General features: G+C 70.7%; 15 protein-coding genes and 1 tRNA gene. 6 read left to right on the top strand and 10 right to left on the bottom strand.

All coding sequences use genetic code 11. The annotated features are described in order from the left end of the window. Positions 1 to 7 precede the first annotated feature (7 nt). The 7 genes from ABD663_RS05435 to ABD663_RS05405 form a co-directional block, all read right to left on the bottom strand. The gene (locus ABD663_RS05435) at positions 8 to 1711 is read right to left on the bottom strand and encodes a carbohydrate-binding domain-containing protein (RefSeq protein ID WP_344736869.1); all 1704 of its coding nucleotides are present in this window, start codon (positions 1709 to 1711) and stop codon (positions 8 to 10) included. Continuing rightward, the gene (locus ABD663_RS05430; RefSeq protein WP_344736868.1) at positions 1693 to 2502 is read right to left on the bottom strand and encodes a polyphosphate polymerase domain-containing protein; all 810 of its coding nucleotides are present in this window, start codon (positions 2500 to 2502) and stop codon (positions 1693 to 1695) included. Before ABD663_RS05430 ends, ABD663_RS05435 begins: the two co-directional genes overlap by 19 nt. Next, positions 2499 to 3143, bottom strand: a complete 645-nt coding sequence (locus ABD663_RS05425) for a DUF4956 domain-containing protein (RefSeq protein ID WP_344736866.1) — start codon at positions 3141 to 3143, stop codon at positions 2499 to 2501. Before ABD663_RS05425 ends, ABD663_RS05430 begins: the two co-directional genes overlap by 4 nt. Beyond that, positions 3140 to 4261: a GtrA family protein gene (locus tag ABD663_RS05420; RefSeq protein ID WP_344736864.1), complete on the bottom strand. Its 1122-nt coding sequence runs from the start codon at positions 4259 to 4261 to the stop codon at positions 3140 to 3142. The genes ABD663_RS05425 and ABD663_RS05420 overlap by 4 nt, the downstream gene beginning before the upstream one ends. Positions 4262 to 4265: 4 nt before the next feature. Then, entirely contained in the window at positions 4266 to 5201 is a 936-nt protein-coding gene (locus ABD663_RS05415; RefSeq protein WP_344736863.1) for a phosphodiester glycosidase family protein, read from the bottom strand. Positions 5202 to 5272: 71 nt separating this feature from the next. Beyond that, the gene (locus tag ABD663_RS05410) at positions 5273 to 6115 is read right to left on the bottom strand and encodes a helix-turn-helix transcriptional regulator (RefSeq protein ID WP_344736862.1); all 843 of its coding nucleotides are present in this window, start codon (positions 6113 to 6115) and stop codon (positions 5273 to 5275) included. Between the two features lie 113 nt (positions 6116 to 6228). Continuing rightward, on the bottom strand, positions 6229 to 6756 hold the full coding sequence (locus ABD663_RS05405; RefSeq protein ID WP_344736861.1) for a methylated-DNA--[protein]-cysteine S-methyltransferase: 528 nt from the start codon (positions 6754 to 6756) through the stop codon (positions 6229 to 6231). Between the two features lie 211 nt (positions 6757 to 6967). Between ABD663_RS05405 and ABD663_RS05400 the strand changes: the two genes are divergently transcribed. Together ABD663_RS05400 and ABD663_RS05395 are read left to right on the top strand one after the other, a co-directional pair. Beyond that, complete coding sequence (locus tag ABD663_RS05400; protein ID WP_344736945.1) at positions 6968 to 10675, top strand: AAA family ATPase; 3708 nt, start codon at positions 6968 to 6970, stop codon at positions 10673 to 10675. Then, positions 10662 to 10832, top strand: coding sequence for a hypothetical protein (locus tag ABD663_RS05395; protein WP_344736860.1), 171 nt, complete (start codon positions 10662 to 10664; stop codon positions 10830 to 10832). Before ABD663_RS05400 ends, ABD663_RS05395 begins: the two co-directional genes overlap by 14 nt. 15 nt (positions 10833 to 10847) lie before the next feature. Here the strand turns inward: ABD663_RS05395 and mscL are convergent, their stop codons facing one another. From mscL to ABD663_RS05380, 3 genes are read right to left on the bottom strand one after another with little or no spacing between them, the layout of a single operon-like run. Then, positions 10848 to 11267 (bottom strand): large conductance mechanosensitive channel protein MscL, encoded by a 420-nt coding sequence (gene mscL, locus ABD663_RS05390; protein WP_344736859.1) that lies wholly within the window; start codon positions 11265 to 11267, stop codon positions 10848 to 10850. A 37-nt stretch (positions 11268 to 11304) separates the two neighbouring features. Then, complete coding sequence (locus tag ABD663_RS05385) at positions 11305 to 11634, bottom strand: FmdB family zinc ribbon protein (protein ID WP_344736857.1); 330 nt, start codon at positions 11632 to 11634, stop codon at positions 11305 to 11307. A gap of 21 nt (positions 11635 to 11655) precedes the next feature. Then, positions 11656 to 12252, bottom strand: coding sequence for a 5-formyltetrahydrofolate cyclo-ligase (locus tag ABD663_RS05380; RefSeq protein WP_344736856.1), 597 nt, complete (start codon positions 12250 to 12252; stop codon positions 11656 to 11658). Between the two features lie 71 nt (positions 12253 to 12323). Between ABD663_RS05380 and galU the strand changes: the two genes are divergently transcribed. From galU to ABD663_RS05360, 4 genes are all read left to right on the top strand, one after another. Beyond that, positions 12324 to 13211 (top strand): UTP--glucose-1-phosphate uridylyltransferase GalU, encoded by an 888-nt coding sequence (gene galU / locus ABD663_RS05375; RefSeq protein ID WP_344736854.1) that lies wholly within the window; start codon positions 12324 to 12326, stop codon positions 13209 to 13211. A gap of 23 nt (positions 13212 to 13234) precedes the next feature. After that, a complete protein-coding gene (locus tag ABD663_RS05370; protein WP_344736853.1) occupies positions 13235 to 13861 on the top strand; it encodes a GNAT family N-acetyltransferase in 627 nt (208 codons plus the stop codon). An 88-nt stretch (positions 13862 to 13949) separates the two neighbouring features. Continuing rightward, positions 13950 to 14828, top strand: a complete 879-nt coding sequence (locus ABD663_RS05365) for a large exoprotein (protein ID WP_344736852.1) — start codon at positions 13950 to 13952, stop codon at positions 14826 to 14828. A gap of 64 nt (positions 14829 to 14892) precedes the next feature. After that, positions 14893 to 14965: transfer RNA gene (locus ABD663_RS05360), tRNA-Ala, on the top strand. Positions 14966 to 14985: the final 20 nt, after the last annotated feature.

Raw genomic sequence — 14985 nt, 5'->3', positions numbered from 1 at the left:
CGCGTCGTCAGGGGCGCTGTCCGCCCGGGCCTCCGGCCTGTCCGCCGCCGGGGCCCCCGGCGCCGGGGCCCTCGACCTCGACGGCGACCCCGGCCTCGGCCGTCGCAGCCGTCGTGCCGTCGATCACCACCGAGTACGAGGAGCCCGCGGTGATCGCGGCGTCGCTGACGAAGACCGTGCCGAAGTCGTCGACCGCCGCCAGCGTCGCGACCACCGTGCCCGACCCGTCGACGATCTCGACCGTCGAGCCTGCCGAGCCGGTGACGGATGCCGCGACGAAGCTCTGCGCGCCATCGGGCACCTGCAGCACGCTGCCGCCGATGACGACCGAGCCCCCGTCGACGGTGATGGTCGCGTTGGCGTCGAGCGCACCGTCTCCGCCGCCGGTCAGCCCCCACACCGAGACGTCGCCGTCGGTGATCGTGATCGAGCCGTTGGAGTCGATGCCGTCTCCGCCGCCGACGATGGTGACGGTGCCGCCGCTGATGACGACGCTCTCGCCCGAGTCGGCCTGCACGCCGCCGCCCTGTCCGCCACCCGAGGTGGTGCCGGCGCCGTTGACCGCATCGTCGCTCGCGGTCACGTCGACCGTTCCACTCGAGATCAGCACGTCGTTCGCCTCGAGGCCCTCGTAGGAGTCGTTCACGACGACCGTGCCGTCGCGGATCTCGAGCGTCTGCTCGGCGTGGAACGCGTCGTCGCCGGTCGACGCCGTGACCGCCGCGCCGCCCACGCCGATCGACCCGTCCGAGTGCACGGCGTCGTCGGCGGCGTCGATGTCGAGGATGCCGCCGTCGAGGGCGACCACGGCTCCGGCGGTGATTCCCTTCGCGCCGGCATCCGCGGTCGTGCCCGCGCCCGACGAGAGCGCCAGGTCGCCGCCGGTGACGACCACGTCGGTCGTCGCGGTGAGCGCGTCGTCGCCGCTGTCGATCACCAGCGAGCCGCCTTCGATCGCGATGAAGCCGCGGGTCTCGTCGTCGTCCTGATCGCTCTTCAGACCGTCGCCGCCGGCGTCGACGGTGATCATGCCGCCCTCGACGACCAGCGAGTCCTTGCCGCGCAGTCCGTCGTCGACGGCCGAGACCGAGATCTCGCCCGAGAGCACGACCAGGTCGTCGGTTGTCGCGATGCCGTCGTTGCCGTTGCCCGACACGGCCAGCGAACCGGTACCCGAGATCGTCAGGTCGACATCGCTGTAGATCGCGGCGTTCGCATCCGCATCGTCTGCGTACGAGTCCGCGTCCGATACCGAGTTGTCGCTGCCGGCGGCGAGCACGATCGCGACATCGTCGGCCGACACGGCGTTGATGGCGGGTCCATCGGTCGACGAGATGTCGACGCCGTCGAGGATCAGCACGACCTGGGCGTCGTCGGGTGCGTCCACGACCACGGTGCCGTCGAACGATCCGGTCAGGCGGTAGACGCCGGCGTCCGTGATCTCGAGCGACGATCCGCTCGTGTCCAGCTCGATGTCGATCGCGTCGTCGGCCGACCACTCGTCGTCGCGCACGACGGTGGTATCGGCGTTCGCGTCGAGAACGGCGGCGGCGCTGAGCGCGGAATCGACGACGACGGTCGCGGCCGCGGTGGTCTGGTCGGCGGTGTCGACGACGGTGGTGGCCGGCTCGGCGGTGACAGCGCAGCCCGCGAGCACGAGGCCGGTGAGGGCGAGGGGGGCGGCTGCGAGGATCAGGCGGCGGCGAAGCATGGGGTCTCCTTCGTTCGAGGGGTGGGTGAGGTGCGGTGGTGGGGTGAGAAGGGTCCGCGCAACAAGCGGGCCCAGCGGTTGCGCGGCAGGGCGGGATGCAGAGCCGCGAGCCCGGTCGCGTACTTGCTGACGGTCTCGGGGCGATGGCCGTCGCGCCAGAGGGCGCGGTCGGCGTCGCCGGCGACCGACCCCGACTTGGTCTCGACGATCGCCACGTCGGGGAGCGCGAAGCCGGCGCCGTCGGGACTGATCCACGTCAGGTCGGTGTCGATCGTCACCCGGCCGACGCCGTCGGCCGAGAGCAGAGTGAGGCGCCGATACCGTGTGCGCAGCATCGGCTGCAGCTCGTCGACCACGTGCGGCGCCACGCCGATTCCGTCGAGGGCGTCAGCCACGCGGTCGTAGGCGTCATCGGTCAGCTCGTCGAGGTGCGCCGGGTCGTACTCCTCACGCTCCTTGACGGTGAGTCCACGAGCGCCGCGGGTCTTGATCTCGAGGAACGCGTCTCCGCTGTCGAGGTAGGCGCGCGTGCGCAGCTTGAACCGGCGACGACGGGGCTGGGCCGCCAGGTGGAAGCTCAGCAGGTCGGGGGTGTCGAAGTACACCGATTCGTAGGCGAAGGTGCGGGCGCCGTCGATCTCGAGCACGCGGGTCGCCGGGTCGAGGCGCGCGATCCACGGTGCGACGGCATCGCGCGGCAGGACGTACTTCCGGTCGACCCGCGCCAGCAGCGCGGCTTCGGCGACGAGTTCGTCGAGTGTGACCGGGGCCAGGGTGGCGATGGTGTTCATCGGATGCCTCCCGCGGTGGCGACGGTGGTCGTGGCGGTTCGCTCGGCCGGCGCCGAGGCCGCACTCGCGCGCTCCGGAATCCTTCGCGTGCGGGATCCGACGCGGTAGCGGACGTCGACGAGCGTCGTGTCGTTGACGAGGTCGAGCTGCTGCACGGCGAACGCCGTCACGGTGGCTCCGAGGCGGTCTTCCAGCTCGGCGCGCAGCTCGGTCTCATCGGCGACCGCCCGATCGAGGCGCACGATCTGGTGCCGACTGCGCGCCATGATGGCCGGGTGGTCCGCCGCCCACATGACCGCCACGATGAGGCCGATCAACCCGATCGCCGGCAGCGGCTCTGACTGGGGGAGACCTGCGATGAGCCCGATCGCGAGCGATGCGAAGTAGTAGGCGACCTCGCGCTGCGAGATCTCGCTCGAGCGCAACCGGATGATCGACAGCACGCCGAACAGCCCGAGCCCCAGCCCGAGTGCGACCTCGGCCGTGCCGAGCACCGCTGCGACGGCGAGCACGCCGACGTTCACCCCGAGGAAGGCGACGACGAGGTCGCGGCGACGGTGGCGGCGGTAGAAGAGGCCGAAGGCGAGCACGGCGGCGGCGATCAGGTCGATCGCGATGAGCAGGTAGGCGCTGAAGGTCATGGGGTTCTCCCGTCGGTGACGATGTCTGACTCCATCCGAGTCGGCGACGCTATGCGGTTCCTATGGGCCGCCTCGGCCGCAGGTACGAGTTCGGTCGCGCGGAAGACGAACGCCTTCTGCACCCCGTAGCTCGTGACGAACAGCACTGCTTCGGTCGCGACCTTCGCGGCCAGCAGCGGCACGCCGAGAGAGGTGAGCGCCTGCATCCACACCACGTTCGAGGCGAGCAGAGCCAGCGCGAGCAGTCCGTAGCGCAGCAGTTGGCCTGCTGCCCCGCGCCCGCGCCGACGGAATACGATCCGACGGTTCACCGCGAAGTTGACCGACGCGCTCAGCACGCGCGCCGCGACGATCGAGAGCACGAGCGAGCCCGTGACCGCGGTGAAGAAGAGGAGCGCGATCGTGTCGATCGCGAACGCGAGCAGCGACGATCCCGTAAACAGCACGAGCGGCCACACGACCCGCGCGGAGTCGACGAGCGGACGGAAGTGGCTCGCGGCGTTGCCGTCGAGATAGACGGCCTCGATCGCCACTTCGCGCGCGGGGATTCCCGCGCTGCGCACCCGCAGCAGAACGTTCTGCTCGTACTCGTAGCGCGTGCCGGGAACCTCGAGCATCCACTCGACGATCGACGACGGGATGCCCCGCAACCCGGTCTGGGTGTCGCTCAGTCGCCAGCCCGCCGCGACCCGGAACAGTCCGCGCGCTGTGGCGTTGCCCACGCGCGAGCGCACGGGAGCGGATGCCGGCAGCGCGCGGCATCCGAGGATCAGGGCGGGCTCACGGTCGGCGGCGTCCGCCCGCAGGCCGTCGGCGATGCGCAGGATGTCCGGCACCGTGTGCTGCCCGTCCGCGTCGGCGGTGACGACGTCTTCGCCCGGTCGGTGCAGAGCGATCCACCCGAGGCCGGTCTTCAGCGCCGCCCCCTTGCCCAGGTTCCGGTCGTGCGCGAGCACCACGGCACCCGCGTCGGCGCAGGCCGAGAACACCGCAGCGGAAGCCGCACTCGACCCGTCGTCGACCACGACGACATCGACGTCGGGATCCGCCGCGATGAGTGCGGTGATGAGGGCCTGCAGCCCATGGTCGGGTTCGAGGGCGGGGATCAGCACGATCATGTGATCACCCCGCCACGTAGAGGATGTCGCTCGTGCCGCGCTCGCCGCCGTTGGACGGGCTGTTCACGACCTCGCCGTCGTAGTACATCGTCGACGAGCCGCCTCCGTCGAGGTTGTACGCGGTCGTCGCGCCGAGATCGACGAGGATGTCGGCCAGCTCGGTGAGCGTCACCCCGACGCTGTAGCCCTGCTGGCGGCCGTCGACGACGACGAACACGAGATGGTTCTCGTCGATGACGCCGACCGCCGTGCGGGGCTGGTCGCCCTGGATCGAGTGGTTGCCGAAGTTGGTGTCGACCTCGACGTCGTCGATGCCGTCGACCACGACGCCGTCCTCGACGATCGCGGGCCCGAAGCTGAGCGTGTTCCACGCCCCGTCGGCGAGCAGTTCGGCGGCGGACGTGTCGGTCTCGTCGTAGACCTCGACGCGCCCGTCGGCGTAGAAGACGAGTCCTTCGCGCGCGGGTTCGTCGCGGTAGACGACGCCGTTGCGGATCACGATGCCGGTGTCGCGGAAGCCGTAGTAGTCGCCGTTGACGGCGAACACCGCATCGTTGTCAGCGGCGATCTCGCTGGTGAGCTCGGTGATGTTCTCGCCGAACTGGTCCTTCGCGAATGCGCTGCGCAGGTCGGTGGCACTGCCGAGGACGACGTCGGCCACGTAGTACGTCACCGTCGCCGAACCGGTGCCCTCGGTCACGGTGCTGACGGCCACCTGGGTGTCGGATGCTGCATCGGCGGCGATCGCGGCATCCGACTCGTCGGCGGCCGTCGACCGTGTCGCTTCGTAGGCCGATACGTCGGCGATCTGGACGTGTTCGACGAGATAGCGGTCGACAGCCCACGCGGCGCCCCCACCGACGGTGAGGGCGACCGCGGTCGCGGTCGAGGCGGCGATGGCGACGCTGCGCCGGCGAGAACGGGATCGTGTGCGGGTCATGCCCTCCACATGTACGGACGAGACCTATCGCGGCCGCCTCGATCCGCTATGCGGGCGCTGTGGATGGCGCGTCAGGGCAGGATGCCGAGGGAACGGGCCTTCGCCACAGCGGCGTGCCGCGTGGAAGCGTCGAGCTTGCTCATCGCCGACTGCAGGTACGACTTCACCGTGCCTTCTTTGAGCGCCAGTGCCTGCGCGATCTCGGCATTGGTCGAGCCGAGCGCGGCCCAGGCCAGCACATCGAGCTCGCGGGGCGCGAGGCGCGCGCCGTGACCGGAGGCCGCGGGCGCAGGACCCGCGAGGCGTCGACCGAGGGCGGCGAGGCGCTCGCGAAGGACGGGGTCCTCGATCTGGGCGGCGATGCTGCGAAGCTCGGCGACGCTCTCGCGCAGCCGTTCGCGTTGCGCCGCGTGCTCGGCGGGCGGCGTCGGTGGTGCGAGCGCGGCCACGCGCCGCTCGACCTCATCGCGGATGCGCAGTTCAGAGGCGAAGTCGCGGGCGACGCGCATCGCGGGGGCGGCGCTGACATCGCCGATCCCGGAGCGCGCCCAGGTTCCGGCGTACAGCATGCCCCGCGACCGGCCGGCGACGACGACGGGCACGGCGAGCAGCGCGCCGATGCCCTCGCCGAGCACGTGACTGTCGTAGTCATGGGTGATCGCACGGCTCGAGCCGTAGTCGGGCGTCATGCGCGGGCCGAGCTGCGTCATCGCCTGTCCGCCGAGTCCTCGACCCGACTGGACGACGAGCCCCTGGAGACTGCGCGTGCGACTGCCGTGGATGACGGAGACGCGCACGGCGCCGTCGTCGACGAAGCCGCCGAACACCAGCGGGAACCGGGTGCGCTCGGCGAGATCGCGCAGCGCGGCGCTCAACAGGCGGGTATCCCGCCCGTCCTGTCGCGTCGTCGCCACCGTGCACCTCCGCGCGCGGGGTCCGCACCCTTGCGCCGTGGCGACGAACCTACCACGCACATCCAGGGCGTCCGGCCCGGAGATCGCGCCCCGGGCCGGACCGGACGGGCGGCCTACTCGCCCGCGTTCGTGCCCGCCTCGAGGTCGAGCAGGAAGCGCTTGACCTCGGGGCGCCCGCCGTACTCGCCGAGCGAGCCGTCGGAGCGGATCACGCGGTGCACGGGCACCACGATCGAGAACGGCGTCGTGGCGCATGCCGTGCCCACGGCGCGGGCCGCCCGCGGACTGCCTGCGTTCGCAGCGACCTCGCCGTACCCGGCGGTCTCGGCGTAGGGGATCGCGCACACCGCCTGGAGCGCAGCCCGCGTGAACCCGCGCACCAGTCGCCAGTCCAACGGCACGTCGAACGTGCGCAGCGAGCGCGAGAAGTACGCATCGAGCTGACGCGCGGCGAGGTTCGCTACGGCGTCCGACTCATCGGGCTCGGGTGGCATCCGCAGCGCGATGGACAGTCGCCGCAGGTCGTCGTGGGGCGAGTCCCGCACCGGTTGCAGGGTCACGAGACGGCCGGCGACGGTGGCGATGAGGATGTCGCCGATCGGTGAGGGATGCAGACGCCAGAGGAGCGGGGGCGAGGTCATGGGCTCCATCCTGATATCGGACCGAACGGGGCGGGACGACGGGCGGCGATTGTGGACGGGGATCGCCGCGGAACCCGGCTGGGGAGGAAAGGCCGATCACTGCGGAGTGTCGCAGGTCTGCAGAAACCGGCGCGGGATGCCGGATCCGCAGCGGGACCCGACCTAGTCTGACACCGTGTGGCGAGCAGAAGGCAGCGCCGCGGTCGGCGCAATGGACGCCGGAGCTGCGGTCGACGTGACCCCCGGCGACCTCGGGCTCTCGGAACCTGGGGTCGTGGTCGCGCATATCGCCGACCCTGAACGCGAGCGGCTGCGTCGGCAGGCTGCGCAGCTCGGCGGCAGGTCGACCCTGCTGCATTTCTCAGAACGCGACGACGATGCGATCGAGATCACCAAAGCGCACCCCGGCAGCCTTCCCCAGTTCTTCTCGGGCCGATCGACCCTGCTGTCGAACCTGTTCCGCGATGAGGTCGCGTTGCGCAACGCACGGCTGGCCGCCGAGCGCATCACGGCGAAGAACGTCGAGCTGCGCACGACCCGCGGCATCGAGGCGGTGCACCTGGCCGTGGGGCTGGCGTCATGGCACGTCGGGGGTCTGCGGTGCTCGGCGCCCGCCCTGCTTCGTCCCCTGCTCATCCGTCGCCACCAGTCCGATTTCGAGCTGAAGCTGCATGGCTCGTTCGCTGTCAACCCGCAGCTCGAGCGCGCCCTGCGCACCCATCTCGGCATCGAGATCGACAGCGCAGAGCTCGCCGCGCTCGCCTACGACGACGGTGTCTTCCAGCCGCAGCCCGTCATCGACCGGCTGCGCTCCCGTGCGGCATCGGCCACGACCTTCAGCGTGCAGCCCCGTCTGCTCGTCTCGACGTTCGCCGATGTCGGCGACGGCATGGAAGCCGACACCGCCGACCTCGACCACTTCGTGCTCAATGCACTCGCCGGCCACCCCGACGACCGTGAACTGCTGACACGCCGCGCCGTCGCACCGCCTCCGGTCTCACCCGATGAGCGCGCGCCGGCGGCCGACGACCTGCTGCTCGATGCGGACGCCGAGCAGGAGGGCGTGCTGGCACGGATCGTCGCCGGGGAGTCGCTCGCCGTGCACACGCTGCCCGGCACGGGCGGCACGCAGACCATCATCAACGCCGCCGGCGCGCTGATCCGCGACGGCAAGCGCGTGCTCGTCGTCGGGGCTCGACGCTCGACGGTCGAAGGCATCCGTCACCGTCTCGCCGCGATAGGACTGCCGGGCCTGGCCGTCTCGCCGCGACGGATGCAGCACGACCTGATCCGCGCGATCGGGCGGAACGAACGCGCCGAACCGCCGAAGATCGCCGAGATCGACGACGCGCTCGTGCGCCTGCGCGACGTGCTGCGGGACTACCGCACCGCCGTCACGGCCCACCGTGATGATCTCGGTGTGTCGGTGCTCGACGTGCTCGGAGAGCTCGCCGGCCTCGCCGCCCGCACGCCAGCGCCATCGACCGACGCCCGCTTCGACCCGGGCACACTCGCTGGCCTGGCGAACCGCCGCGCCGAGGCGGCAGCGAAGCTCGCCGCTGCGGCACGCCTCGGCGAGTTCCGCTTCGGTCCCGACGACTCGCCCTGGTACGGCGTGTCGTTCGCGACGACGGAAGAGGCCCGCTCCGCGCACGCTCGTGCCGGGAAGCTGCATCGACACGATGTGCCGGCGGTCATCGAGCGCGGCTACGAACTCGTGGCGCAGACACGGATGCGTCCGTTCCAGACGGTCGCCGAGCTCGGTGTCTACCTGCGCTTGCTCACGGGAATCCGCGACTCGCTCGACCGGTTCAGTCTCACCGTCTTCGAACGCCCCCTCGCAGAGCTCATCCAGGCGCACGGCCCGCGTCGCGACGCCCCGAACATGAGCGGGGTCAACCGCCGACGCCTGCGCCGTCTGTCGAAGGAGTACGTACGGCCCGGCGTGCACGTCGCCGACATGTACGAGGCGCTGCTGCGGGTCCAGCAGCAGCGCACCGAGTGGCAGCGGTACGTCGACGCCGGGGTCGCGCCCGAGGTGCCGTTGGGGCTCGCGGACGTCTATGTCGCGTGGCAGCGCGCAGACTCGGGACTCGCCGAGCTCGATACGATCCTCGGCCGCGGCGACGCCGACCGCCTCGCGACGCTGCCCATTCCCGAGCTGCTGCGCACCCTTGCGGGTCTCGCCGCGGAATCCGAGGTCTTCGACAACCTGCGCGAGCGCGCGACGCTGCGCAGCGAACTCGCCGACATGGGCCTGACCGGCCTGCTCACCGAACTGTCGGTTCGGCACGTGCCCGAAGAGGCTGTCGGAGCCGAACTGGAATTCGCGTGGTGGCAGTCGGCGCTCGAGCACCTGCTGCGACGCGACAAGGCCCTGCTGGGTGCGAACACCTCGGTCGTCGACCGGCTCGAACGCGACTTCCGTCTCGTCGACGAAGCGCATGCCGGGGCATCAGGCCCGCTCCTGGCCGCACGGCTGGCGACGCAGTGGCGCATCGGCATCGTGGACGAGGCCGAAGAGGCCGCCGCGCTCAAGCGCGCGCTGAAGAACGCGGCGAGCACGCCTGCCGACTTGTTCGACGCGGCGCCGACGCTCATGCGTCGCCTCGCGCCGATGTGGCTGGCATCGCCCTACGACGTGGTGCAGATCCCCGCCGATCAGCAGTTCGACGTGCTGATCGTGGCGGATGCCGCCGCCCTGTGTCTCGCCGAGGCGGCCCCCGCACTTCGCCGCGGCCGTCAGGTCGTCGTGTTCGGCGATCCGGTCACGCAGAAGCCGACGCCGTTCCGTGTCGCGGCCGGTGTCGCATCCGAAGGGTCGGACGCGCCCGGTGACGACGGCGACGCTGTGCCGTTCGACGGCACAAGCGTGTTCGAGCGGCTCGCCGAGCTCGTGCCGATCGTCACCCTCACCCGCAGCTACCGCGCCGGAGGAGAGGACCTCGCCGAACTCGTCAACGACGCCTTCTACGGCGGCGAGATCGTGTCGCTGCCGTGGGCCGGTTCGTATCTCGGCCGCGGCAGCCTGAGCGTCGACTACGTGGCCGGGGGCACCGGCGCTCCCGACCCCGTCACGGGCGCCGTCGAGAGTCCCGATGCCGAAGTCAAGCGGGTCGTCACCCTCGTGATCGAGCACGCCGTCAATCGGGCGGGCGAGTCGCTCATGGTCGTGACGGCCAGCCGCAAGCATGCCGAGCGCATCCGCGCAGCCGTCGAGGCCGCCTTCGCGGGCCGCTCCGACGTCGCCGACTTCGTCTCGCGCGACACGGCCGAGCCGTTCGCGGTGCTGAGCCTGGAAGAGTCGGTCGCCGAGAGCCGCGACCGCGTCATCTTCTCGCTCGGGTTCGGGCTCACCCGCCACGGGCGCGTACTGAGCGACTTCGGCGACCTGTCGACCCCCGACGGTGAGCGGCTGCTGACGGTGGGGATGACCCGCGCGCGCCGGTCGATGGTGATCGTCTCGTCCATCCGCCCGTCGGCATTCGACGACGGGCGCCTCGAGTACGGCGCCGCGACGCTGATGGAGGTGCTCGGCGGGATCGCCGCGCGCGCCCGCGAGGCGCGGCTCGAGGACCTCGCCGACCCGCTCACGCTCTCGCTCGCGCGTGAACTGCGCCGACTCGGGCTGGCCGTCGACGTGCACTATCGCGGCCTGCTGTCGCTGGTCGCCCAGTACGACGGCAAAGCGGTCGTGGTCGAGAGCGACCCCGAGACGATCGGCGAATCGCTGCGCGAGTCGCTGCGGCTGCGTCCGCAGATCCTGCGGCGGCTCGGCTGGCACTACGTGCGCGTGCACTCCTTCGACCTCTACAGCGACCCGGCCGGCGTCGCCGCGCGCATCGCGGCGATGCTCGGGGTGCCACCCGAGACACCGCCGGCCGAGAACGACACGCAGCCGCTCGATGTCGCACCGTGACCGACAGCGGATCGAGCGGGTCCCCGGGTCGCGGCGCGCCAAGCTGACCCCGGCGCCGGGCACGACGAGCGAGCCCGAGCCTGCAGACGAGACGGAGGCATCCGACTCGGGTCCCAACGATGAGCGGATGCGTCGCGAGAAGCCACCGCACTGGTGACCGGGGCGGGACCGATCAGGTCGTGGGCTTCTGGGCCTGCAGCGCGTCGCGGATCTGGACGAGCAGCTCCTGCTCGGTCGGCAGGGCGGGCTCTTCGTCGGCGGCGATGCCCTTCTTGGCCTCGGCGCGCTCCTTCGCGCGGTTCATCGGCATGACGAACGCGAAGTAGACGACGACGGCGACGGCGAGGAAGTTGATGATGGCGCCGATGATCGCGCCGAACGCGAACGTCGCCTCACCGCCGCCGAGGGTCGGCACGGTCACCTCGAGGGCCTCGTCGAGGCTGTCGGCGGCGAAGAAGAGGCTGATCAGGGGGTTGATGAAGGCCGAGACGATGACGTTGACGATGGCGGTGAACGCTGCGCCGATGACCACCGCGACAGCGAGGTCGATGACATTGCCGCGCAGGATGAATTCCTTGAAGCCCTGGATCACGTGGGTTTCCTCCTCAGTAGGGCCGCCCCGGCGGCCGTCAGGACGACGTCGAGGCGGATGCCGCCTTCGACTCGGACTTCGATCCTGCCGAAGATGCGCTCGAGTCGCCACCTGCGCCCGACGACCCCGACGAGGACTCGGAAGACCCCGAGGACTTCTCGCCCGATCCCGATGACCCTCCGCCGCTCTGCGCGCGCGAGTCGGTGCGGTAGAAGCCCGAGCCGTTGAAGGTCACGCCGATCGAGCCGTACTCCTTGCGCAGCGGACCGCCGCACTCGGGGCACTCGGTGAGCGTGGGATCGGCGAAGGACTGCACCGCGTCGAAGCGGTGGCTGCACTGCTTGCAGGCGTAGGCGTAGGTGGGCATGGGCTCGGTGGCTCTCTTCGGTCAGTGGGCGGATGCCGCGAGGGTGACGGTGCGGGTCGGGGTGACCGCTCCGGTCACGGGCTGGTCGTGCAGGTCGCGGGGAAGGTCGTCGAGCAGTTCCGTGTCGTACACGACGGCGTAGATCGGAGGGCGGCCTTCCATCGATCCGATCGTCTTGTCGAAGTAGCCGCGGCCCCACCCCAGGCGCATCCCGTCGGCGGCGACGGCGGCGGCCGGGATGACCATGAGGTCGACATCGCCCACCGCGATGGGGCCGAGCACTTCGCCGACCGGCTCGGGGAGTCCGAACATGCCCTCGGCGATGTCGAGGTCGTCATCGGCGACCGCCCAGTCAAGCAGACCGTCAGTACGTGTGATCGGCAGCAGCACGCGGATGCCCCGGGCGACGGCATCCGTCACGAACTCGCGGGTGCCCGGCTCGGTCGTCGTCGACAGGTAGCACGAGATCGACTCGGCACCGGTCCGGGCGACGAGAGCGCGCAGCTGATCGGCGATGCCCGCCGCGGCGGCGTCCCGCTCGCGCTCGGACAGGAGATTGCGCCGCTCGCGCAGATCGGCGCGCAGCGCGCGCTTCGCGGTGGCGATCTCATCGGACATGCGTCGATTCTAGGCGTCGCGCACCGAGCGCCCGACGGCGCTGTCGAACCCGGGCACGTAAGATCAAGGTCATGCATCGCAGCCGATACAAAGCCGTCATCCCCGCCGCCGGACTGGGAACGAGGTTCCTGCCCGCGACCAAGGCGATGCCCAAGGAGATGCTGCCGGTCGTCGACAAGCCGGCCATCCAGTACGTCGTCGAGGAGGCCGCGCACGCGGGCATCGAAGACATCCTCGTCATCATCGGGCGCAACAAGAACGCGGTGGCCAATCACTTCGACTCGGTGCCCGAGCTCGAGGTGAAGCTGAAGGACAAGGGCGACGAGGAGCGGCTTCGCCGCGTGGTGAAGTCGAGCGATCTCGCCGACATCCACTTCGTGCGTCAGGGCGAGCCGAAGGGTCTGGGCCACGCGGTGCTGCGGGCGCGCGCGCACGTCGGCTCGTCGCCGTTCGCCGTGCTGCTGGGCGACGATCTCATCGACGACCGCGACCCGCTGCTGACCGCCATGCTCGACGAGCACGAGCGCACCGGCGGCGCCGTGGTCGCGCTGCTCGAGGTCGACCCCGACCACATCCACCTCTACGGCGCCGCGGCCGTCGAAGACACCGACCGCGAGGGCATCGTGCGGGTGACCGGGCTCGTCGAGAAGCCCAAGGCCGAGGAGGCCCCGTCGAACCTCGCGATCATCGGCCGCTACGTGCTCACGCCCGAGGTGTTCGACATCCTCGAGCGCACGGGTCCCGGCAAGGGCGGGGAGATCCAGCTCACCGATGCTCTGCAGGAGCTCGCCACCGACCCCGACGGCCCCGGCGTGTCCGGCGTCATCTTCCGTGGTCGCCGATACGACACCGGCGATAGGGTGGATTACATCAAGGCCATCGTGCAGCTGGCGACCGATCGTGAGGATCTCGGTCCTGAGTTGCGTCCCTGGTTGAAGGAATTCGCGGCGAACATCTGAGCCGCCGGGTGCGAGGGGGAGCGTTGGACGTCACCCCGCAGCGGCACGGGCCCGTCTCGATCAGACTCATCCGGCAGCGCGACGCACGCGTGCTCCAGCAGGAGCTGGTCACCAATCGGCGGTGGCTGCAGCCGTGGGAGGCGACCAGTCCCGACGGCCCGGTCTCGTTCGACATGCGGCTGGGTGTGCGCCGGCTGCTGCAGCAGTACCGCGAGGGCTTCGGTGTGCCCTACGTCATGGAGTGGGACGGCGACATCGCCGGCCAGCTCAACGTGTGGGGGATCGCACGCGGGTCGCTGGCGTCGGCGACGATCGGATACTGGGTCAGCCAACGCTACGCCGGGCGCGGCATCACGCCCACTGCGGTCGCCATGGCGACGGATGCCTGTTTCACCGAGCTGCGGCTGCACCGCATGGAGATCTGCATCCGACCCGAGAACCGGGCGAGCCTTCGGGTCGTCGAGAAGCTCGGATTCCGGTACGAGGGCCTGCGACGCCGCTACATCCACATCGACGGCGATTGGCGCGATCACTATTGCTTCGCGCTCGTGCGCGAAGAGGTGCCCGAGGGTGTGCTGCAGCGCTGGGTCGCCGGTCGGGCGCCGCAGGACGCTGCGATCGTGCCGCCCTCGGATCGTCTGCACGCGTGACCTTCTGCGGCTCACCTTCGAGTCGAGCTTGAAGGACACGCCCGCAGCTGACCGGGTGCGAGGCATCGGGTCGCCTACCGTTGACGCCATGGGCGGGCAGGTGCTGGGCGGCGGAGTCATCGTGCTCGTCGCCGTGCTGCTGTGGCTGGTATACCTGCTGCCGAGCTGGTACAACCGGCGTCAGTACGATGCCGCCGAACGCAACGCGGTCCGGCTGAACCAGGCGCTGCGAGTGCTGGCCGAGACGAGTGAGACGCCCCAGGAAGTACGGCTCGAGTTGAACGCCCGCACCGCGCTGGCGCAGCAGAAGCTCGCGCGGCGCGCGCTCGCCGAACGAGAGCAAGCGGCATTGGAGCAGGCGCGGGTCGAACTCGAGGATGCCCGCGCTGCGCGCGCTGCAGCCCGATCCTCCGCACCGGTCCGTCGGGCGCGGGCTCGCCGTCGCACGCGCATGGTCGCCACCCTCGCCGTCCTCGCTGGGCTGGGCGTGGCCGGGTACGGCGTGTGGGAGGTCGTATCGACCGGGTCGCAGCTGCTGATGTGGGGCGGAATCGCGCTCGCGGCCATGGGCGGCCTGTGCCTGCGCCGGATGTCGGCGGTCGCCGCCCGCGAGGCGGCACGTCACGTCGAGATGCCGGTCGCGACGAGGACCGCGCCCGCGGTGTTGGAGCCGCTCGTCGACGCGGATCCGCGCACCTGGACGCCGCGCGAGCTGCCCAAGCCGCTCACCACATCGGCGGGCTCGCAGGCCGTGGCGATGCTCGACGCCGAAGATGCGCGCGCCGCTGTGCGCCGCGCGAACGTCGACGACGAGATGCGGCGTCATGCCGAACAGGCGCGCCCGCCCTCGATCGCCGTTGCGCGCACGGCGCGGACGGCCGAGATGCCGCGCTCGGCCGCGGTCGACGATGACGCCATCGAAGCCCATGTCCGTGACCTGCTCGCCCGCCGGGCGGTCGGCGCGTAGCATCCGGCGTCGATCGTCGGTTCGGGCCGACGGGTGCGTGCGTGGTAATGTATCCGAGGTTCACGGGCCTGTGGCGCAGTTGGTAGCGCGCTTCGTTCGCAATGAAGAGGTCAGGGGTTCGAATCCCCTCAGGTCCACGAGAAAACCCCGGTCAGGA

The sequence above is a fragment of the Microbacterium awajiense genome, from assembly GCF_039536545.1.
GTDB classification, from domain to species: domain Bacteria; phylum Actinomycetota; class Actinomycetes; order Actinomycetales; family Microbacteriaceae; genus Microbacterium; species Microbacterium awajiense.
This window is presented reverse-complemented; position numbering and strand designations above follow the sequence as displayed.

Coding starts and splice junctions, on each gene's coding strand:
- ABD663_RS05435 (WP_344736869.1), bottom strand. CDS start 1,711: ATGCTTCGCCGCCGCCTGATCCTCGCAGCCGCCCCCCTCGCCCTCACC.
- ABD663_RS05430 (WP_344736868.1), bottom strand. CDS start 2,502: ATGAACACCATCGCCACCCTGGCCCCGGTCACACTCGACGAACTCGTC.
- ABD663_RS05425 (WP_344736866.1), bottom strand. CDS start 3,143: ATGACCTTCAGCGCCTACCTGCTCATCGCGATCGACCTGATCGCCGCC.
- ABD663_RS05420 (WP_344736864.1), bottom strand. CDS start 4,261: ATGATCGTGCTGATCCCCGCCCTCGAACCCGACCATGGGCTGCAGGCC.
- ABD663_RS05415 (WP_344736863.1), bottom strand. CDS start 5,201: ATGACCCGCACACGATCCCGTTCTCGCCGGCGCAGCGTCGCCATCGCC.
- ABD663_RS05405 (WP_344736861.1), bottom strand. CDS start 6,756: ATGACCTCGCCCCCGCTCCTCTGGCGTCTGCATCCCTCACCGATCGGC.
- ABD663_RS05400 (WP_344736945.1), top strand. CDS start 6,968: ATGGACGCCGGAGCTGCGGTCGACGTGACCCCCGGCGACCTCGGGCTC.
- ABD663_RS05395 (WP_344736860.1), top strand. CDS start 10,662: ATGTCGCACCGTGACCGACAGCGGATCGAGCGGGTCCCCGGGTCGCGG.
- ABD663_RS05385 (WP_344736857.1), bottom strand. CDS start 11,634: ATGCCCACCTACGCCTACGCCTGCAAGCAGTGCAGCCACCGCTTCGAC.
- ABD663_RS05380 (WP_344736856.1), bottom strand. CDS start 12,252: ATGTCCGATGAGATCGCCACCGCGAAGCGCGCGCTGCGCGCCGATCTG.
- galU (WP_344736854.1), top strand. CDS start 12,324: ATGCATCGCAGCCGATACAAAGCCGTCATCCCCGCCGCCGGACTGGGA.
- ABD663_RS05365 (WP_344736852.1), top strand. CDS start 13,950: ATGGGCGGGCAGGTGCTGGGCGGCGGAGTCATCGTGCTCGTCGCCGTG.